This is a genomic window from Saccharothrix violaceirubra (assembly GCF_014203755.1).
Classification (GTDB): domain Bacteria; phylum Actinomycetota; class Actinomycetes; order Mycobacteriales; family Pseudonocardiaceae; genus Actinosynnema; species Actinosynnema violaceirubrum.
The window spans coordinates 7,189,256-7,208,323 of sequence record NZ_JACHJS010000001.1 but is presented as its reverse complement, the minus strand read 5'-3'; the positions used below and the strand labels follow the sequence as shown (position 1 = coordinate 7,208,323).

Sequence of the window (19,068 nt, the reverse complement as noted above, 5' to 3'; positions counted from 1 at the left end):
CTACTTCGCCCCCTCGTCCAGGTCGTCGACGCCGAGGAGGTCGGGTTTGTCCGTCCCGACGGGTTCGCCGCGGGTCTTCACGTACACGAGGCCGACGCAGACGACGCCCACCAGCACCCAGCCGAACTGGTACCAGTAGAAGAAGGGCAGTCCGAGCAGCCGGGGCCGGTCGAAGTTGAACCACGGCGTGACGAGCATGAGCAGCGGTACCAGCAGGAGCAGGTTCCAGTTGCTCCAGCGCAGGCTGGGTTGTCGTGACGACGGCATGTGCCCCTCCGTACCTACCCGGTGACGGTGTGTCGCGCGATGCTAGGCCCGTGGCGAGGACTAATCCACCCTCCCGACCGCACGCAGTCCGGACTCGCGGCAGAGGTCGAAGTACCCGGTCAACCTGCGTTCGGCCTCCCGCAGGTCGGCGCGGTCGAGCAGGGCGGCCAGGTCGTGGACCTCGGGCGGCACGCCGCCGCGCAGCACCAGGCGTTGCTCGGCGAGCAGGCGGTCGGACTCGGCGACCAGCCGGGTGCTGCCGGTGAGGGCGACGAGCCGGCGGTGGAGGAGGTCGTGTGCGTCGGCGTCCCGAAGTGCCTGCCGGGCGGCGTCGTCGGCCGTGGCGTGGTGGTGGAGCGCTCCGAGTTCGATCACTTGACGGGCCGTGATGAGATCGTGGACGTCCCTTTCGTCCGGCTTCCGCACGAACACGCCTCGACTGTACGAGTGGACGAGGAGCCGTTCGTGGGTCAAAAGGCGGAAGGCTTCACGCAGCGTGTTGCGGGAGACGGTCAGGGCTTCGCCGAGCGCCTTCTCGTTGAGCTGCCGCCCGGCGCCGATGTCGCCGGCGAGGATCTTCGCGCGCAACGCGGCGGCCACCCGCTCGGCCGTGCTCGATCGGTCGATGTCGCCGCGGAGTCCGGTCCAGTCGCCCATGCCCGCCGACCCTACAAAACGTTCAACAATCCAATCGTCGCCCGATGAGGTGATCCTCCGGACTGGCCGGACGTGACCCGCGTCGCAGTAGGCTGATCACTGTGCGGAACCGGGTGATCACGGTGGTGGTGATGGTGGCGCTGACGGCCGCCGCCTGCACCTCGCACGTCCCGGGCACGCCGGACGCCGAGGTCGTCAGCCCGGTACTCACGCCGGCGGCGGACGCGCTGCCCGCCCCCGGCCAGTGCACGGACAGCGGCGTCGAGGTGATCGCATGCACCGAGCCGCACGACGCCGAGGTCACCGAGGTGGGCACGCTCGACCTCACCGCGGCCGAGCCCACCGAACGCGACCTGCGCCGGGCCGCGCTGCCCGCGTGCCGCACGGCTTTGACCAGGCATCTGGGCAGCACCGACCACGACGCGACCAGGCTCCAGGTCCGGGCGTTCTGGCCGAGCGCCGAGGGCCTGGCCAGGGGCGACCGCTGGCGCCTGTGCGCGGTCACCGAACTCGCCCCCGACGGCACGCCCAAAAAGCGGACCTCGCCGACGAAAGACCTGCTCAAGGCCGCCGGGTTCGCCACGGTCCAGCTCTGCGCCGAGGGCTCGCCCGCCAAGGAGGAACGGCCGAGGTTCACCGCGTGCGACGGCCCCCACCTCGCCGAGGCCGTGCCGGGCGTGCTGGAGCTGGGCAAGCCGACCGACCCGAGCCCGTCGCGGGACTTCGTGGACGAGAAGGCGCGGCAGCACTGCGTGACCGCGGTGAAGGGCTACGTCGGCGCCGACCGGGGCGACGTCTTCGCGTCGTGGCGCACCTACGGCAGCCAGGGTTGGTCGGAGGGATTCACCACCGCGATCTGCTACGCGGAGGCCACTCGCCCGTTCACCGGAACGCTCTGGGGCATCGGCACCAAACCCCTCCCGGGCTGAACGGCGACGTCCACACCCTGTGCACAGATTCATCCACAACCTGTGGACAACTCAGCGCCGAGCCGCGCCCACGACGACCAACAGCACGCCCAGCCCGACCGGCACCCCGCTCGCGAAAACGACCTTGAGCTGCACCGACACCCACTCGTGCCGCACCTCGGACACCCCGGCGGCGATCAACAGCACCACACCCGCCACAAGGGGCGCGGCTGGGGACAAGCGCCCCAGGCACAACAACCCCAACACGAGTCCCGCGAGTCCCAACGCCCCGAGCGCGAACCACCGCGAGTCCCCGAGCCGGTCGACGCCGACGACCGCGAGCCCCAGCACGAGCACCGCGCCGGCCAGTCCCGAGAACACCCCGGCGACCCACCCGGACCGCCGCTCGGCGGACCGCTCCGGGTAGTAGCGCACGGCTTCGGCACGGGAGCGGTCGAACGACAGACCACCGGGCAGTTCGTCCACGCCCCCTTGAATACCGGTCCGCGCCACGGCGTCCACGCGTCGCCCGCCGGGTCCACCCGACCAGGTGATCAGGCAGTGGCCAGGTGCTCGACGAACAACCCGATGAGCACCCGCCCACCCTCCAACGGCAGCGAGAAGTGGATGCGGTTGCGATGAGGTTCGAGCTTCGCGTGCCATTCGCAGCGAACGATGCGCCCCGCGTGTTCGACGTCCCGCATCGCCATGTGCCTGGGGCTGCCCCGCGTCTTCACGCTCTCCCGCGTAGCCACTACACCATGCGTCCTCAGCACCCTCTCGACCTCGTGTGGTTGCCCTTTGGCATCCGCCAGCGCGGTCACGAACTGATCGTTGATCGCACTGAGCGCTGTGGTCACCGGTGCGCACAACGCGGCGAAGTCGCCGTCGAAGGCCGAGAACGAGAGGGAGTCGTGCCGGACCAGGGAGGGAAAGGCCAGAGCCCAGCGACGGAAGTACTCGGTCTCGGTGATCCGTTCCGCCACCATCGTCGTGCGCCAGAAGGCGGTCAGTTCCGCGGCTTCGGCGAAGAAGTGGATCTCGGTGGTACCGGCGGCGGTCGCGACCTTGACCTGGCCACACACCCGGGCCAGAGGGAGCACCGCGCACGCGACACCATGGCGTCGGGCGGCGGCAAGCACCGCATAGCCGATGGTCGGGGCGAATACCGGATCGCCGCCGTCGATCTCGACGTCCAACGGGACGTCGGCCGGTGCGGTGTCGTCCCATGCGGGGAGTTTGGTCAAGGCGCTCGCCAACCGTGCCCTCACATCGCGCGGAAGCGGGGAACGCTCCGCATCGAACAGCAGGTCGTGAAGCAGGAGACCGGTGTCGCACTCCACCTCGTACAGAGCCGACCACACGGCGATCGACTGGTCGCGATGACGAAGGTCGGCAAGGAGATCGCCGAACTTCTCGACCGCGTCCACCACCTGTTCCCGCGAGTGACCGCGCAGGTCGAAGCTCGACTCGTCGAGCACCAGGCGGTGGAGGTCAGCGACGGTCGCGTCCCGCACGGGACAACCCCCCGAGGTCCACGTCCAACTGGTCGAAGAACCCCTTGGGCCACACGTCGAGCGAACCGCGTTCGGTCATCCCGATCGACGTCGGCGTCGAGTCGGCGTCGTCGAAAGAGAAGTAGTGGACGAGGACGTCGTGGTGGGGCACGCATCGCCCTTCCGCGACCGCGAGTCGCACCCCGTTGAGCACGTGGTCACTGTGGGTCTCGACCACGACCTGCACGCCGTTGAACGCGAGCAACGCCAGGAACCGACCGATCCGCGACTGCCCTGCCGGGTGGAGGTGTGCTTCGGGGTTCTCGACGATGAGAACGCCGCCCGGCTCCATGCGCAGGCCCGCGACGATGATCGGCAACGCGTAGGAGATCCCGAACCCGGTGTTCCCCGGCCGGATCTCACCACCGAACAGGCCGGGCTCCCGGAAGCGGATCGTGCTGGTGCTCAAGCCGGGTCGCCAGGCGGCGGTGATCTCGATCGGTCGGATGATCTCCGACGCCCACAGTTCGACCTGCGTCCGAAGAGTCCGCACCCCTCGCGCCCGGGACTCGGTGTCGGGGTGCAGAAGACCATCGGCGACCAGGCTGGTCTCGTGGGCGGCCAGGACCTGGGCGGTGAACTGACCGCGTTCACCCACGCCGAGGCTGTCGATGTCGGCACCGGTCATGGCGTGCTGGTCACGCGGTCCCAGCCGTTCGGCGTTGAGGTAGGCGAACCGACGGCCCGAGACCAGGGCCAACGACGCCGGTACACCACCGTCGACCTCGAACGCCAGGTTCAGCGACCGGCGTACCGGGACCTCGAAGACGACGTGCAACCGCTCGGACCCGCAGGTCAAGCGGATGTCGATCTCCTGGTCCTCGGCCAACGGGTGCAGCACATCCTGTGCCTCGCCGAGCGCGAGGCCGTGCACGTCGTTGAGCAGTACAGACCCCGACGGCCCGATCTCCGCGACCTGCTTGGCCAGCAGCACGGCTTGGAGCAGGGTGCTCTTCCCCGTGCCGTTCAAACCGGTCAACAGCGTCAAGGGCCGCAATGCGACTTCAGCCGAGCGGAACCGCTTGAAGTTCAGGATCTCGACGAGGTCGATCATGCGGCGGCCACCAGGACGGTGGCCACCCGGAAGCGGAGTTCGACCTTGGCAGGATCACCGGTGCTCACAGTGACGGCGGCCAGGTACTTGGTGTCGTCCGTCATGAGCTTCCTCGCGGCGGCCACGATCTGCGGCCCGCGCTTCGTCGCCTGTTCCGGAGTGAGCTGCGAGAGCGCGAACGACCAGCTCTCGAACAAAGCCTTGTTGATCGGGCTGTGCGCCTCGTTCCCCTCCGGCCACTTGCGGAAGGCATACGAGCCGAAGACGAGCTGGGCGTTGATCATCGCCCGACTGAAGTCCTGCCGCAGACCGTGCAGCGCCGCGTCGTCGACCATCTGCGGGTCGTCCAGCCACTTGGTCGCTTCCAGCAGGAATGCCTCGGTCGACCTGCGGGTCGATTCGAGGTAGCCGTCGACGCCGAGCAGTCGGAAGGCGCAGAACCTGAGCACGACCTCGCGGTCGTCCATCCGTGCACTGTTGCGCAGGCTCCCCCAAGTGGCCCTGTGGAACTCGGGCAGTGCCGTGCAGCTCTTGAGGAAGTCGCGGCTGCGCTGTGCGCTCATGCTGTGCCGGATCTCCTGCGGCTTGAGCGGGGTGCCACCGGTGTTGATCCGCTTGAAGATGTCGTAGGTCACCCGGGCGGGCGTCTTGGGGTCGATCACGTGGGCGAAGATCTGGGTGTTGTCCATCCGTCGCCGCCAGGGCAGCTCCAGTTCCCTGAAGGTCTTCCCACCGACCTCGGACTCCAGGTACTCCAGCCCGGTGAGGGCGAACCCCTCCTGCCGCATGAACGAGTGCACGGTGGAGAGCCGTTGGAGACCGTCCACGACGCGGAGCAGACCCTCGGGCGTCTCGGCGAAGTAGAACGCCGGCAGCGGGATCTGCAACAGGATCGACTCGACCAGCCCCGACTTCTGCCAGGGCTTCCACACCTGGTTGCGCTGGAAGTCCGGAGCGAGTTCCAGGTCGCCGTCGTCGATCTGGTCCATCACCTGGCGGATCGAGAACTGCTTGGTGGAGACCCTGATCTCCTCCCGGTCCGACGCCCGCGTCGCACGAGGTTCTTCGTCGTGCTCGACCTCGATACCGGTCGGCTCGTCCTCGAAGTGCTCCTCACGGATCTCTTTGAGATCGAAATCGCTCACGCGCGCTCCCACCCTTTGGTTCCGCCAGGGAGCCTAGCGACGATGCACGAAGGCCCGGCGGACGTGGGTCCGCCGGGCCTTCGTGTTCCGGGTGGATCAGCCGAGGCGCTGCTTGAGCGCGGCCAGCTCGTCACGCAGCGAGGTCGGCACCTTCTCGCCGATCTTGGCGAACCACTCCTCGATCAGCGGGATCTCGGCACGCCACTCGTCCGCGTCGAAGTCCAGCGCGGCCTCGATGTCCGCGCGCGACGCGTCCAGCTCCGACAGGTCCAGCTCGTCGGCGGTCGGGACGTGGCCGATCGGCGTCTCCTGCGCGGCGGCCTTGCCCTCGATGCGCTCGATGGCCCACTTCAGCACGCGCGAGTTCTCGCCGAACCCGGGCCACAGGAAGCGCTTGTCGTCGCCCCGGCGGAACCAGTTCACGTAGAAGATCTTGGGCAGCTTGTCGGCGTCGGCCGACTTGCCCGTGTCGATCCAGTGCTGGAAGTAGTCGCCGGCGTTGTAGCCGATGAACGGCAGCATCGCCATCGGGTCGCGGCGCACGACGCCGACCTGGCCGACGGCCGCCGCGGTGGTCTCGCTCGACAGCGTGGCGCCCATGAACACGCCGTGCTGCCAGTCGCGCGACTCGGTGATCAGCGGGACCGTCGTGGCACGCCGGCCGCCGAAGAAGATCGCCGAGATCGGCACGCCGTTCGGGTCCTCCCACTCCGGCGCCTTGATGTCGCACTGCGCGATCGGCGTGCAGTAGCGCGAGTTCGGGTGCGAGGACAGCTCGGTCGAGTCCGGCGTCCAGTCCTGCTTCTTCCACGAGGTCAGGTGGGCCGGGGGCTCGCCCATGCCCTCCCACCACACGTCGCCGTCGTCGGTCAGCGCCACGTTGGTGAAGAGCGAGTTGCCCTTCTCGATCGTGCGCATCGCGTTGGGGTTGGTGTGGTAGTCGGTGCCCGGCGCGACGCCGAAGAAGCCGTTCTCCGGGTTGACCGCGTACAGGCGGCCGTCCTTGCCGAAGCGCATCCACGCGATGTCGTCGCCGAGCGTCTCGACCTTCCAGCCCGGGATGGTCGGCTCCAGCATCGCGAGGTTGGTCTTGCCGCACGCGCTCGGGAACGCCGCCGCGATGTAGTAGACCTTGGCCTCGGGCGAGGTCAGCTTGAGGATCAGCATGTGCTCGGCGAGCCAGCCCTCGTCCCGCGCCATCACCGAGGCGATGCGCAGCGAGTAGCACTTCTTGCCCAGCAGGGCGTTGCCGCCGTAACCCGAGCCGAACGACCAGATCGTCCGTTCCTCGGGGAAGTGGGTGATGTACTTCGTGTCGTTGCACGGCCACGGCACGTCGGCCTGGCCCGGCTCCAGCGGTGCGCCGATGGAGTGCAGCGCCTTCACGAAATCGGCGTCCGTGCCGAAACGGTTCAGCGCCTTCGTGCCCATGCGCGTCATGATGTGCATGGAGACGACGACGTACTCCGAGTCGGTGATCTCGACACCGAGCATCGGCTTCTCCGCGTCGAGCGGACCCATGCAGAACGGGATCACGTACATCGTGCGACCGCGCATCGAGCCGCGGTACAACTCGGTCAGCGTGGCCTTCATCTCGGCCGGCGCCATCCAGTTGTTGGTCGGGCCCGCGTCGGCTTCGTCGACCGAACAGATGTAGGTGCGTTCCTCGACGCGGGCGACGTCGGTGGGGTCCGAGGCGGCCCAGAACGAGTTGGGCTTCTTCTTGAGGGGCACGAAGGTGCCCGCCTCGACGAGTTTCGCGGTCAGCCTGTCCCATTCGTCCTGGGAACCGTCGGCCCAGACGACCTCGTCCGGGCAGGTCAGCTCGGCGACCTCGCGCACCCAGGCCAGCAGGGTCGCGTGGTTGGTGGGTGCCTGGTCGAGACCGGGAATGGTCACTGCCGTCATCTCGTCTCGTCTCCTAGGTGAGCGCCAGCCCACGGTGGACGCCGTTGTCCGGGTGGGACGTCTAGAGGGAATGGCTCCGCACGCCCGCTGCCGGGCGTTGTCGAGGGGATGGACGGAGGTTAGCCGGATGAATCCCCGGTAACGCATGCCCGACCTGTCGGCTCCCTCACAAAACCGATTCTGGAATCGATTCAGCACCCGATCACCTCAAAACAGGGTGTGACCTGGGCTTTAGTTCCAGGAAAGCAAGAGACGCGAGGTGCGGCGGTGACCACACGTAAAGGTGTCCGATCGGTGACGATGTGAGAGCGCTCTCACCCGTTCAGGGAAGAATTCCCGCCCGAATCCCCGGTTTGCGCCCAAGAAACCGAAACTCGCTCCCGACGATCCCGCCCGGCGAGCGAGAGGGCCTCGTCGAACGCGGCCCGGTAGTCGGCGATCGCGGTCTCGTCGAGCGCGAAGCAGAACTCCCCGGACGGGCCGTAGACCTCCACCGTCCCGTCCGCGACGGTGATCAAGCACTCGGCGGCGGCGCCGTCGAACTTCTCGCACTCCACGAACCAGTCCCGCTCGCTGTTCACCAGGTCCACCTGCGGCACGACGTCTCCTAGCTGGTTGTATATGGCTGGAAGCTCTGAGTGACAGGTTAAAGCTTAGAGCTGGATTTAGACTTGAGCATTTACACGTTGGAGTGAACATATGGCGCTGGCCCGACCGACTGTCGAGCGCATCCAGCTCGGCCTCACCCTGAGCCGACTACGGACGGACGCCCGCAAGTCGCAGGGCGAGGCCGCCGCCGTCATCAGCCGGACCGCCGGGCGGCTCAGCCAGGTCGAGAACGGCAGGGGCGGCCTCGGCCCGGAGGAGTTGCTCAGACTGCTCGACTTCTACGGCGTCCGGGGGGAGGAACGGCAGACCGTGCTCGCCCTCGGCGTGGCGTCGCGCAAGCGCTCCCCCCGAAGGGGATATGTCGACAATCTCCCGGAGCCGTTCAAGCGCGTCGTAGACATGCAGGCATCGGCAGCTCGGATCAGTTGGTACGAGTGCGGCATCATCCCCGGCCTGGTCCAGTCGCCCGACTACGTGCGAACGATCATGGCGTTGGGGAACGGCATCTACTGGGACACCTCTGAGGAAGAGACCGAAGAACGGATCGCGTTCCGCCTGGAGCACCACCGACGCGTGCTGGAGACCGGCGAACCGAAGCAACTGGCAGTGATCTTCACCGAGGACAGCCTCCACCACCCGATCGGCGGCACCTCGGTGATGCGAGGCCAGGTCCTGCACATGCTCCAACTGATGGAGCGGCACCCACTCCTCGACATCCGGATCGTGCCGACGACGACCGTCGACAACCCAGCCTTGGGCGGAGGTGAGGTACTCCTCGACTTCTCCGGATCCTCGACGATCGGCTTCGTGTCGGTACTCCACGGTCCGGCCACCTACTACGATCAACTTCAAGACATCGAGCCCATGCAGCGGCTCTTCCAGCGGGTCGAAGAGTTGGCACTCAGCCGGGATGACAGCCAAGCGCTGCTGGCAGATCTCGTGAAGGAGGGCCTATGAGCGCCCATGACACAGGTTGGTTCAGGAGTAGCCACAGCTCCGCAGGCAGCAACACCTGCGTAGAGGTCCGCTTCACCGACTGGTCCAAGAGCAGCCACAGCTCCGGCGGCAGCAACACCTGCGTCGAGGTGCGCTTCGCCGAGACCGCCGTCGGCATCCGCGACTCCAAGAACCCGACCGGTCCCCGGCTGGAGGTCACCGGTCGGGCCTGGGCGGCGTTCGTGGGTCAGCTCGTCTCGACCTGAACGTTCGCGGGCGCGGCCAGTCGCTGAAGCGCGGCCACGTGCCCGGCCAGCCGGGCACGGCCCATCGGCGTCAACCGCAACCACGTCCGGGGTTTCCGGCCGACCGCGCCCTTCTTGATCTCGACGTACCCGCCCCCCTCCAACGCCCGCGAGTGCTTGGAGACGGCGGAGTCGCTCAACCCCGTCGTCTCCCGCACCACCGCGAACTCCACCCACCCCGGCCCCGCCGCCAACGCCGCGCACAACGACAGCCGGGGCAACGGGTGCACCACCGGGTCAAGCCCGAGATCGGACCCGTCCACGTCAACGACCTTCCAGGACATCGAGCCGAACAGCGGCATTCACCCGCCAAGCCTGCACGACCGACAGCCCCGCGAGCAGCGGGACGCAGCTCAACGCCAGGTAGGGCAACCCCGCCAACGCCAATCCCCATACGACGCAGGCACTCCCGCCGAACACCAACGCGGTCGACGGCACCAACGCCCGCAACCCCGGGTAATCCCGCCCGCGAACGGCGGTCCACATACCCGACCGCCGCCGGTACATCACCAGCACCACCATCGACACCACGACGGCGACCGGCACGTACGGGAAGGCCGCCACCCCGAGCCGTTCCCGCTCGGTGGCCACCACCGGTGCGGCCAGCAGCCCACCCCAGGCCACCCACAGCACCAGGCGGAACCACACCGGCAGCCCGATCCGGGCCGCCATCGCCTCCCGCTGTCGCCGAACCTCGGCCAACGCCCGCTCGACCACGTCAGTGCCCTTCCGGTACGGGGAAGCCGTTCGCCACGTCGTGCCGGATGGCCGCGTTCAGCCGACAAGCCTGCGCCGACGCCAAACCGCCCACCACCAACGCGATCACGATCGCGACGTACGGCAACCCGGCCACCGCCGGCACCCACGCGAATGCCGCGCCGCCGAGGAACAACGCCGCCGTCTGCGGCCCCAAACGCCGCAAAGACGGGTAGTCGGGCACCAGCGAGGACTGCCCCAAGGCGGACATGTGCCGGAAGCCCATCACCGCGACCGCCAGCCCCAAGAAGGACACCGGTAGATAAGGAAAGTCGCCCAGCCCGAGACGCTCGTGCTCCAACATCAACGCCGGTGCGGCCAGGAACCCGCTCCACGCCAACGCGAACACCACGCGGAACCACACCGGCATCCTGATCCGGGCCGCCATCGCCTTGCGCTGCCGACCCACCTTGGCCAACGCACGTTCACCCTCGTCCATCGTCCCCCCTTTCCCTTTGGAAAGTACTTTCCACCACGATCGCCGGCAACCCCTTCGCCCCCTGACAGACGTGGCGACCGGGTGTCAGCAGATCCACCGCGACGACCAGGAGTCGCTCGGGGAATGCCGGTTCAGGCGGACGTGTGCGATCCGATACGTCGGCCGGCGAGCTTGCCGGTGCTCGACAGGGCGCGAACACGCGCCTGGTTCACGCCCAGACGCTGGGCGGCCTCTCGCACGCTCGACTCAGGCATGAACACTAGGGTGGCGGAATCGCTACCCTAGTGTTAGCTCGTCCGAGAAACCTCGCAGGTCAGACAGGGTAAGAACCTGCGGCTCGGAGTGTCCGAGTGCGTAGTTCAGGGTGCCTGAGTGCGTATTTCGGGGTGTCCGAGTGGAGGACTCGCGGAGGGGTCAGTTGGGGCTGATCCACTGGCCGGTCACGGAGTCGATCCGGACCACGCCGGAGACGGTGACCTTCTGCTCGCCGGACGTGCCCCACGCGACGTCGGAGGCCAGGTCGTCCGTGTCGGGCACGATCTTGCCGTGCTCGTCGAGCCGACCGTGCTCCACCTCGACCCACTCGCCACCGTCGACGTGCTTGGACATGGTGACCTCGCCGTCGGCGGCGAACTCGGTCGCCACGTCGGCCACCCCGTCGCCGTCGGCGTCGGTGAACAGCCAGAGGTCGCCGTCCTCGTCGACCACGGCCGCCGTGTCGGCCCGGCCGTCGCCGTCGGTGTCCTTGGTCGCCGGACCGACGTCGCGGTTGCCGTCCTCGGTCTCGACGATGATCGACTTACCCGCGTTGGTGTTGGTCTTCTCGTCCTCGGCTGCGGGCTTGGTGGAGATCCACTCGCCGGACTCCTCGTCGAACCGCGCCTGGCCGACGACCTCGCCGGCACGGTCGAACCGGGTCATGACGTCGGCGTCACCGTCGTGGTCGACGTCGCTGAAGGCGACGTGCCCACCGTCGTCCAACTCCACGACGGCACTCTCGTCGACCCCGTCGTGATCGAGGTCGTACCCGATCTCGACGGTGTACTCCTCGTCCTCGACGGTGACCTTCAGCTCACCCTCGGTGCCACCCGGTTCGTCGATGTACACGGCTCCCACCCTCCTGCTCGGTAAGGGATACGACTCACCGTATGCCGTGCCGGTTCCCGGGCAAACCCGACACGACCCTCCTCACGGAGGGCGTCCGGCCGGCTACCCGATGTCCGGGGGATTCGCGAGCGCGCGCTCCCGCGCAGCCAAGATCAGCTCTTGCGCGGCCTTCAACCGGTCGAGTCCCCGCAGGAACTGCGCCAGCATGCCGTCGACGTCCGTGTCCCCTTCGCGCAACACCCTGAGGCACGCTTGGGTGGCGTTCGCCAACGTGTCGAGCGCGTCGATCCACTCGTCGCGGACGTGGTCCTCCGGCGGCGGCGGGAACTCCCGGGCGTCGCGCAGGACCGCCGACTGGGCCTCGCACGTATCGGCGACCGCGGTGTCGTTCCCGGAGTCGAGCGCGGTGGCGAACCTGCTGTTGCCCTGGACGACCGACGTGAACTGGTCCCAGCCGCCACCCTGCGCCCAGACGGCGACCGCGAAGTCGTAGTCGATCTCCCAGACCGCCGGGGACGCCTCCAGCGGCGCCTTCCCGTCCGAGTGCGGCCACCACGAGGCGAGCCCCACCGACACAACCGCGATCAGCGCGACCCGCACCGGTCGGGCCTGCCCGGTCCGCCTACCGCCACCCCCGGCGGCCAGGCCGCCGACCAGACCGGCGATCGTGCCCAGCACCGGCAGCACCTGGTGCGGGCGGGCGGCCACCACGCTGTCCACCACGGTCCCGTCCAGGTGTGCGAACCAGAGCGCCACCGTCGCCACCAAGCCGATCAGCCACGTGGCGAGCAGCGCGGCGACACGACCGGACCGCCGCGCGACGACGATCGCGACCGCAAGCTGCACCCCTACGACGAGCAGCACTCCCCACGCCGTCAACACCAGGGCCTGGGGCGGGTCGTCCGACGAGCCGAGCAGCAGGATCGCCGTCGAGGCCACGACCGCACCCACGAGCCCGAGCCCCACGGCCGGTCGCGGCAGTTCGCGACGCAGGGCCAAGGGCACCAGCCACACCAGGACGAGGGCCGCCACCGTCGGCACCCGGTTGTGGTTGAGCAGGAACGGCACCACCACGACATCCAGCACCACGGTCTCGACGTCGGACGTGGCATAGCCGTGGAGCAGGTCCAAATAGGGGACCATGTAGCCACGCCAGAACTTGTCCGCGGCCTGGAGTTCGGAGAACCAGCCGAGCGTCACGAAGCAGACCACCACCGCGGCGATCCCGATCAACACGCCGTGGACACGGGTCCGGGCGAGCGTCGCGCAGTGCCCGACCCAGCAGCACACCAGCAGCGCGACGCACACCAGCGGTATCGACGCGACGACACCCGCCGGCTTGACCGGCCCGACGCCCCAGGCGGAGGCGAAACGACCGCACGCGAACCCGAGTCCGAGCGCCAAGCCCGGCAGCGCGAACACGCCCCGGCGCGACTGCCCGGCGGTGCGCAGGTACGCGGCGCCACGCCACGCCACCGTCCCGACCAACACCGCCGCACCGATGGCCCACACGATCCGCATCACGGGCATCGACGCGTTGTCCGCGTGGTACCAGGTGAGGTCCTGGAGTCCCGACACCGTGTGCCACCACGCGATCTGCACCGCCAGCGCGCTCGTGAAAGTCTCCAGGAAACCGGGACGCGACAACGAGTCCGGGTCGCGCATGGCCGCCAGCCGGCCGGCACGGGTCGGGTGGACGGCGAGCCATCGGCGGATGCTCCTGGTCGGCCGCAGGTTCCGGTAGGGGTCGTCCGTCCCGGTCCACCGCGCGACCATCGCGTCCGCGTACTTCTCGCGGGAGCGCAACACCGCGATCCGGGACAGGAAGACGAGCAGCACCAGAGCCGCCAACCGCGCCCCGACCGCTCCGCTCGGCAGTGAGAAGTCCAGGGCGAGCCGCCAAGGAGTGCGGGACAGCAGCATCGGGTCGAGCGAGATCAGCACGAACGGCACCAGCGTCACGGCCAGGAAAGACCGCCAGACCGCGAGGGTGGCGTATGTCGTCGTCACGTCGCTGCGCACGTGCGCCAACTCGTGCAGCACCAACGCGCGGAACGACTCCGGGTCCCGGCGGTGCAGTGCGACGAGTCCCGCGTCCAGGCACACGACCTTGCGCCGGTGGTTGCCGAACGCGACCCCGCCGGCCCGGAACCGGGCCGGGTCGAGCACGAACTCGGGGGCCGTGCGGAGCCCCGCCTCCGCGACCAGCGCGGCGAGCGTGTCCCGCAGTTCGTCCGCGAGCGCACCCTCCAGCGGCACCAGGCGGGACCGGCGAATCCGCCACGCCGGCCGGACCAGGTAGATCACCAGCGCCACGACGAACAGCAGGAGCAGTCCGCCGAGCAGCCACGCCGCCCGTGCGCCGAGCATCGCGGACATGCACTCCCGATAACGGGACCACTTGCCCTCGTCGGGGTCGACCGAGGAGGACGCGGTCAGGTAGAGGCCCGACCGCACCTGGCAGCGCAGGCCCTCCTGCCCGGCGGTGGTGGGCCAGACCGAGGCGTAGATGCCGAAGACGTACAGCGTGGTCGCGGCGGCCAGCAGGGCGAACGTGGTGAAGCGCAGCGTCGTGCCGGTCGGCACTCGGGGGTGATCAGCCTTCACGTTCGAGGTGGGCTCTCAGCGCGTCGGCCACCTGCTCCGCCCGTTCTTGCGGAAGGCCGAGTTCCAAGGCCCGCTCGACGGCGAGCGCGTGCAGGCCGTCGAGCTGCTCGGCGGTGATCGCGACCTCGCTCGTGTCCTTGCGCCGCAACCGCTTCCACAGCTTCCCGCCGCCGCTGACGACAGCCTCGCCGGCCCGGTCGGTCAGCCGGTCGAAGACGGCCTTGGCGACCGCGAGCGCGACCGGGGACAGCAGGGCCACGGCGACGTCGATGCCGGAACCGAGGATCTCGCCCGGCCGGTCGCGCTGTGCCAACACCTTCTTCGGGTCGCGCCGGTAGGCACGGCTGATCGGCTCGAAGAGCGCGAGTTCGTCCGGTGCCAGGGTGGCGACGACCGCGCGGGCGGCGGGTGCCACGAAGTCATCGTGATCCATCGCTCGATGTTCGTGCGGCCGGACAACGATGTCACTCGGCCGTCAAGGCGACCCACGAACGGATGAGGGGCCCTCAGGACCGGTCCCGCAAGGCCCTGATCCGGCCGAGGAGGTCATCGACCTTGCTCCGTCCGGATGACAACTCTGCGATCTTGCGGGTGACGGACTGCAACGCGCGGGTGCGTTCGCCGGCCTCCATGCGCAACGCCTTGTCGACCTCGCGCAGTTCCGCCTCGATCGCGTCGACCCGGCGGCCCAACGCCTCGTCCAGCGCCAGCGACAACTGCTGCTCGGCCTCGATCAACTGCTCCGCGACGAGCTGGTCCACGGTGGAGCGCGCGTCGGCGATCGCGTCCGACAGCCACTGCTTGAGGTGCTGCTTGTCCGCCGAGTGCCGCCGGGTCCGCGCCATCCACCAGCCCGCGCCCAGACCAAGCACGATCGTCACCGGCAGCACGACCGGGTTCAGCGCGGCGACGCCGAGGCCCGCCAACGGCATCGCGGCCAGCCGACCCGCGCCCAGACCACCGGACACGCCCATGAACACCAACAGCTTGTCCTCGGCGGTCGGCGCGCGCTTCTCCGGTGGCCGCAGCACGACCGGCGGCGTGGCGCCCCGGGCGAACTGGCCGCGGATCACCGCCAGCTCCTCGGGCGAGAACAGGTCCGACAGCGCGGCGTCGGTCAGGCGGGACAACCGGATGCCCAGGCCCGCGCTGATCCGGCCGGACACCATCTGCAACGCGGCGTCGACCTGCTGCGGCAGCCCGGCCAACGTCTCGCGGGACGCCGAGTCGATGGCGGTGCGGAACCACGACTGCACGTCGCGCATCTGCCGGGACACCTCGTGCGAGCCCTCGACGCGGGCGCGCTGGACCTCGCCGCGCAGCCGCAGTTGCCAGCTCCTGGTCGACGAGCGGCGTTGGGCGTTCAGCTCGTCACGCCGCGAGCGCAGCGCCTCGGCCTCCTCCTCGCCGGACGACAACGCGCGCTTGTCCGCCTCGGACCGGGCCAGCAGCTCGTCCAGCACCGTGGCCAGCGCGCGCAACCCGTTGGCCTCCCCGAGCATCGCGGCCCGCCCGACGACCAGCTCCTGCAAGGCGCCTTGCAGGTCGCCGATGCCGGAACGCTCGCGCAGCATGCCCGCCGCGTCCGGGTTGGGCGCCTTGAACGACAGCTCGAACAGGCGTGACGACACCGGCCAGAACACGGCGTCGGCGAACCTCGGCGCGTGCTCGGCCAGCAGCGCCTGGTCGGCTTCGAGCACCTGCCGCCAGCCCCGGAACTGGTCCACCTTGGTCAGTGCGAACACGACGGTCTCGACGCGTTCGCCCACCGTGCGCAGGAAGTCCAGTTCCCCGCGCGTGAACGGTGCGGACGCGTCCACCACGAACAGCAGCGCGGTCGCCGACGCCGCCGCTTCGGCGGCCAGCTCACCGTGCACGGAGTCGAGCCCGCCGACACCGGGAGTGTCCACAAGGGACAGTCGTTCCAGCAGCGGCACGGGCGCGTCGACCTCGACGTAGCGCGGCGGCAACATCCCCTCCGGCAGCTCGTGCGCCGCCGACACCCAGTTCACGAGTTGCTCGCGGTCGAACGACACCGACGACATCGACCCCGCGTAGCAGGCGCGTGCGGACCACTCCGGCGCGTGCCGGAACACCAGGTACGTCGCGGTCGCCACCTCGGCGTCGACCGGCGACAGGCCCGGCGTTGCCAGCAGGGCGTTGACCAGCGAGGACTTGCCCCGGTTCGTCTCGCCGACGACCACGACCGAGGCCGCGCCGCCGCGGGTGCCCTCGACGAACGCCGCCGCCTCCGGATCGAGCGAGCGGACCAGCGCGGTCAGCTTCTCCCGGGTCTGCCGGACGGTCTGGGGAAGGGTGCTCATCGGGCGGTGTACACCGTCACGATCGGCGCGCGCAGGGTCCGGCCCCGGTCGACGAAGCCGACCACCTCGGTCTCGGCGACCAGACCGGCCAACGCGGCGTCGTCGGTCGGCACCGTGCCGCCCGCCTCGTGCCGGGACGGGTCGAACCGCTCGCCGTCCGGGCGGACCGCGGTCACGCCGACGTCCGCGAGACCTTCCTCGATCCGCTCGACCACGCCGGAGCTGCGGGCGCGGTCAAGCGCGTACAGGCACAGCCGCACGAGCGCACGTCGTTCGGCCAGTGCCTGGTCGAGCAGCTCTTCGGCAATGGTCGTCGTCTCCACGTCGGTCTCGGACGCGGACCCGACGGGTTCAGTTCCAAAGGTCATCGCCGCCCCCGGAGTTGTTGCCAGATCAGGAAGTACGCCCGGTGCACCACGTGCGCGACCCGGCTCTGCGCGGGCGTGGCGCCGAACGAGGCGAAGGAGCGCCACCACCCGGCGCGCTCCAACGCGTAGGCCAGGAGTTCGGGGTGGGGTCTGCCGCGCAGGCCGAGCTGCTCGCCGGGGTCGGGCGAGCTGCCGAACCGCAGCACCTCCTCGACCAGGTCGAGCGGCATGGCCACGGCGCCGGACGCGACGAGCGTCAACGCCTCCAGCAGCCGGAGCTGGTGCGCCTCGGGCTTGGTGAGCAGGACCTCGATGGCGTCGTGCACGCGGCGGCGTTCGTTCGGGTCGCCGGACGCGGCGGCGAGCGCGGTCACGGACGCGAGCGCGGCGGCGGCCTTGATCCCGTCCGCCCGTGACCGGAACACCGAATTGAGTTTGCCGCGCACGGCGTCCAATCCGGACGCGTCGAGCAGGCACCGGCGTAGAGCACCGGCGGTGATGGCGGGTTCGGCGTCGATCGCGGCGAGGGCGACGCGGACGCCGTGCAGGTCCAGCTTTTCCAGCAGCCGCGTGCGGGTGCCGATGGGGACGTCGCACTCCCAGGTCGTGAACAGGTCCGCGGAGAGCAGGATCGTCTCGCGCGTCGCCTCGTCCAGCTCTGCGAGGCGGCGCAGGCCGTCGGCGTCGGACGAGGTGAAACCGCCGGACTCGGCGGACTCGGCGAGCAGGCCGATCACCGGCAGCACGTCGGCGACGCGTGGTCGCAACGTGTCGGCCTGGCGCTCGGCGAGGATCATCGCGGCCTTCCACGTGTCGCCGTCCGCGCCCTCGACCGTCTCGGCGGCGATCGTGTCGGCCTTGTTCAGCACGGCGATCGCGTTGACCGGTCCGGCCTCGCGACCGGCCGTGGCGGCGGTGAACGCGGCCAGCGCCTGCTGGTCGTCGTACCGCACGCCCTGCGTGACGACGTAAAGCACGGCCTCGGCACCCGCGACCGCGCTGCGCGACACGGGGTCGAGATCGCCGCCGAGCAACGCCTCCGTGCGGGCCACGGACGCGGCGTCGAGCGAGCCCAGCCCCGGCGTGTCGATCACGGTCAGGTCCTGGAGCACGGCGTTGGTCAGGTAGGCCTCGACGTGCGAGACGCGGTCGACGTCCACGCCCAGCGACGCCGGGATCATGCCGTCCTGGTCGAACGGGAGCACCTGCTTGCGGCCGTCGGTGAACACGACCTCGATCCGGTCGACCGTCCCGTACTGGAACCGGGTCACCAGGCGCGTGCACTCGCCGACGTCGGTGGGCGCGACCCGGCGGCCGATCAGGGCATTGACCAGCGTGGACTTGCCGGACTTGATCCTTCCCGCCACCGCCACCTGCAACGGTGCGGACAGTCGGCGCAACACCTCGGTGAAGCCGGCGGCGGTCGCGGGGGACACCTGCGGTCGCAGACCCGCGCACAGGTTCGCCACGGCGGCCGACAGCGGGCCGGGCGGTGGGGCGGGCGCGGTCACGCCGGAATCGTGCCACGTGCGGGTGGCGCGCGGTTTGCGTACGGCACACCCGGGGTACCGCAACGCGCAGGAGGAGGTCGTTGTCATGGATGACGGTTACGCGGTGTTCCTGCTGCTCGGAGTGGTCCTCGTGCTCATCGACGGCCAGCTGATCTACCGGAGCGGCCGGGGCTACATGAACCGGGCCTACGGCGATCCGGAGGCGGCCAAGTCGATGACCGGCCTGGCCACCGTGCTGTTCCACCTCGTCGTGCTCGGCCTGCTGTCGATCGTGTCCACGTTCGACGTCGAGACCGGCGACCCGGTCAAGAACGTGGTGGTCAAGCTCGGTGTCGTGCTCCTGCTGCTCGCCCTCGTGCACGCGGTGACGATGGTGATCCTCGGCCGCATCCGCGACCGGCAGATCCAGCAGCAGCTCGCCGACGAGATGGCCGAGGAGCACCGGCAGTTCGAAACGCAGCGGGCCGTACCCACCCAGGAGGTCCGGGCGGAGCCGGTCGTCACCCGGCCGGAGCCGGTCGACCCCAAGGTCCGCTGATTCAGACCATGGTCTGACCCCGGTCAGACCACGGCGCGACGCGCACGGCCCGAGGCGTCCCTAACCTTGACCG

General features: G+C 69.5%; 22 protein-coding genes. 4 read left to right on the top strand and 18 right to left on the bottom strand.

Annotated features, from left to right (window positions below; translation table 11 throughout):
* Both F4559_RS33485 and F4559_RS33480 read right to left on the bottom strand, forming a co-directional pair.
* On the bottom strand, positions 1-267 hold the full coding sequence (locus tag F4559_RS33485) for a DUF3311 domain-containing protein (protein ID WP_184675062.1): 267 nt from the start codon (positions 265-267) through the stop codon (positions 1-3).
* Positions 268-327: 60 nt separating this feature from the next.
* Entirely contained in the window at positions 328-924 is a 597-nt protein-coding gene (locus tag F4559_RS33480; protein ID WP_184675061.1) for a GntR family transcriptional regulator, read from the bottom strand.
* Positions 925-1,025: 101 nt separating this feature from the next.
* Here F4559_RS33480 and F4559_RS33475 point away from each other — a divergent pair, with 101 nt between their 5' ends.
* Positions 1,026-1,853, top strand: a complete 828-nt coding sequence (locus F4559_RS33475) for a septum formation family protein (protein WP_312865952.1) — start codon at positions 1,026-1,028, stop codon at positions 1,851-1,853.
* A gap of 51 nt (positions 1,854-1,904) precedes the next feature.
* On the opposite strand, the gene F4559_RS33470 is transcribed toward F4559_RS33475, so the two are convergent.
* From F4559_RS33470 to F4559_RS33445, 6 genes are all read right to left on the bottom strand, one after another.
* A complete protein-coding gene (locus F4559_RS33470; RefSeq protein ID WP_184675060.1) occupies positions 1,905-2,318 on the bottom strand; it encodes a hypothetical protein in 414 nt (137 codons plus the stop codon).
* Between the two features lie 68 nt (positions 2,319-2,386).
* Complete coding sequence (locus tag F4559_RS33465) at positions 2,387-3,349, bottom strand: hypothetical protein (RefSeq protein WP_184675059.1); 963 nt, start codon at positions 3,347-3,349, stop codon at positions 2,387-2,389.
* Entirely contained in the window at positions 3,327-4,442 is a 1,116-nt protein-coding gene (locus F4559_RS33460; RefSeq protein WP_184675058.1) for an AAA family ATPase, read from the bottom strand. Before F4559_RS33460 ends, F4559_RS33465 begins: the two co-directional genes overlap by 23 nt.
* Positions 4,439-5,587 carry a GmrSD restriction endonuclease domain-containing protein gene (locus tag F4559_RS33455; protein WP_184675057.1) on the bottom strand — a complete coding sequence of 383 codons (1,149 nt, stop codon included), beginning with the start codon at positions 5,585-5,587 and terminating at the stop codon, positions 4,439-4,441. The genes F4559_RS33460 and F4559_RS33455 overlap by 4 nt, the downstream gene beginning before the upstream one ends.
* A gap of 96 nt (positions 5,588-5,683) precedes the next feature.
* Positions 5,684-7,495: a phosphoenolpyruvate carboxykinase (GTP) gene (locus F4559_RS33450; RefSeq protein ID WP_184675056.1), complete on the bottom strand. Its 1,812-nt coding sequence runs from the start codon at positions 7,493-7,495 to the stop codon at positions 5,684-5,686.
* 314 nt (positions 7,496-7,809) lie between these two features.
* Positions 7,810-8,094 (bottom strand): hypothetical protein, encoded by a 285-nt coding sequence (locus tag F4559_RS33445; protein ID WP_184675055.1) that lies wholly within the window; start codon positions 8,092-8,094, stop codon positions 7,810-7,812.
* Positions 8,095-8,194: 100 nt separating this feature from the next.
* Here F4559_RS33445 and F4559_RS33440 point away from each other — a divergent pair, with 100 nt between their 5' ends.
* Together F4559_RS33440 and F4559_RS33435 are read left to right on the top strand one after the other, a co-directional pair.
* Positions 8,195-9,061 carry a helix-turn-helix domain-containing protein gene (locus F4559_RS33440; RefSeq protein WP_184675054.1) on the top strand — a complete coding sequence of 289 codons (867 nt, stop codon included), beginning with the start codon at positions 8,195-8,197 and terminating at the stop codon, positions 9,059-9,061.
* A complete protein-coding gene (locus F4559_RS33435; RefSeq protein WP_184675053.1) occupies positions 9,058-9,306 on the top strand; it encodes a DUF397 domain-containing protein in 249 nt (82 codons plus the stop codon). Before F4559_RS33440 ends, F4559_RS33435 begins: the two co-directional genes overlap by 4 nt.
* On the opposite strand, the gene F4559_RS33430 is transcribed toward F4559_RS33435, so the two are convergent.
* The 10 genes from F4559_RS33430 to F4559_RS33390 all read right to left on the bottom strand — a co-directional run bounded on the left by F4559_RS33430 (position 9,288) and on the right by F4559_RS33390 (position 18,457).
* The gene (locus F4559_RS33430; RefSeq protein WP_312865951.1) at positions 9,288-9,608 is read right to left on the bottom strand and encodes a winged helix-turn-helix domain-containing protein; all 321 of its coding nucleotides are present in this window, start codon (positions 9,606-9,608) and stop codon (positions 9,288-9,290) included. The two genes, F4559_RS33435 and F4559_RS33430, sit on opposite strands and share 19 nt — an antisense overlap.
* A gap of 1 nt (position 9,609) precedes the next feature.
* On the bottom strand, positions 9,610-10,062 hold the full coding sequence (locus F4559_RS33425; protein ID WP_184675051.1) for a hypothetical protein: 453 nt from the start codon (positions 10,060-10,062) through the stop codon (positions 9,610-9,612).
* Position 10,063: 1 nt separating this feature from the next.
* Positions 10,064-10,540: a hypothetical protein gene (locus tag F4559_RS33420; protein ID WP_184675050.1), complete on the bottom strand. Its 477-nt coding sequence runs from the start codon at positions 10,538-10,540 to the stop codon at positions 10,064-10,066.
* 131 nt (positions 10,541-10,671) lie between these two features.
* A complete protein-coding gene (locus F4559_RS34655; protein WP_221447452.1) occupies positions 10,672-10,794 on the bottom strand; it encodes a helix-turn-helix domain-containing protein in 123 nt (40 codons plus the stop codon).
* Positions 10,795-10,954: 160 nt separating this feature from the next.
* Positions 10,955-11,647 (bottom strand): pyridoxamine 5'-phosphate oxidase family protein, encoded by a 693-nt coding sequence (locus F4559_RS33415; protein ID WP_184675049.1) that lies wholly within the window; start codon positions 11,645-11,647, stop codon positions 10,955-10,957.
* 102 nt (positions 11,648-11,749) lie between these two features.
* Positions 11,750-14,233 carry a M48 family metalloprotease gene (locus F4559_RS33410; RefSeq protein WP_184675048.1) on the bottom strand — a complete coding sequence of 828 codons (2,484 nt, stop codon included), beginning with the start codon at positions 14,231-14,233 and terminating at the stop codon, positions 11,750-11,752.
* Between the two features lie 10 nt (positions 14,234-14,243).
* Positions 14,244-14,687 carry a hypothetical protein gene (locus F4559_RS33405; protein WP_184675047.1) on the bottom strand — a complete coding sequence of 148 codons (444 nt, stop codon included), beginning with the start codon at positions 14,685-14,687 and terminating at the stop codon, positions 14,244-14,246.
* 73 nt (positions 14,688-14,760) lie between these two features.
* Positions 14,761-16,578 (bottom strand): dynamin family protein, encoded by a 1,818-nt coding sequence (locus F4559_RS33400; protein WP_184675046.1) that lies wholly within the window; start codon positions 16,576-16,578, stop codon positions 14,761-14,763.
* Positions 16,575-16,970 (bottom strand): nucleotide exchange factor GrpE, encoded by a 396-nt coding sequence (gene grpE / locus F4559_RS33395; protein WP_246446724.1) that lies wholly within the window; start codon positions 16,968-16,970, stop codon positions 16,575-16,577. The genes F4559_RS33400 and grpE overlap by 4 nt, the downstream gene beginning before the upstream one ends.
* Positions 16,943-18,457 carry a dynamin family protein gene (locus F4559_RS33390; RefSeq protein WP_312865950.1) on the bottom strand — a complete coding sequence of 505 codons (1,515 nt, stop codon included), beginning with the start codon at positions 18,455-18,457 and terminating at the stop codon, positions 16,943-16,945. Before F4559_RS33390 ends, grpE begins: the two co-directional genes overlap by 28 nt.
* Positions 18,458-18,542: 85 nt before the next feature.
* On the opposite strand from F4559_RS33390, the gene F4559_RS33385 reads away from it, so the two are divergent.
* Positions 18,543-18,995: a hypothetical protein gene (locus tag F4559_RS33385; RefSeq protein WP_184675043.1), complete on the top strand. Its 453-nt coding sequence runs from the start codon at positions 18,543-18,545 to the stop codon at positions 18,993-18,995.
* The last annotated feature ends 73 nt before the right edge of the window (positions 18,996-19,068 follow it).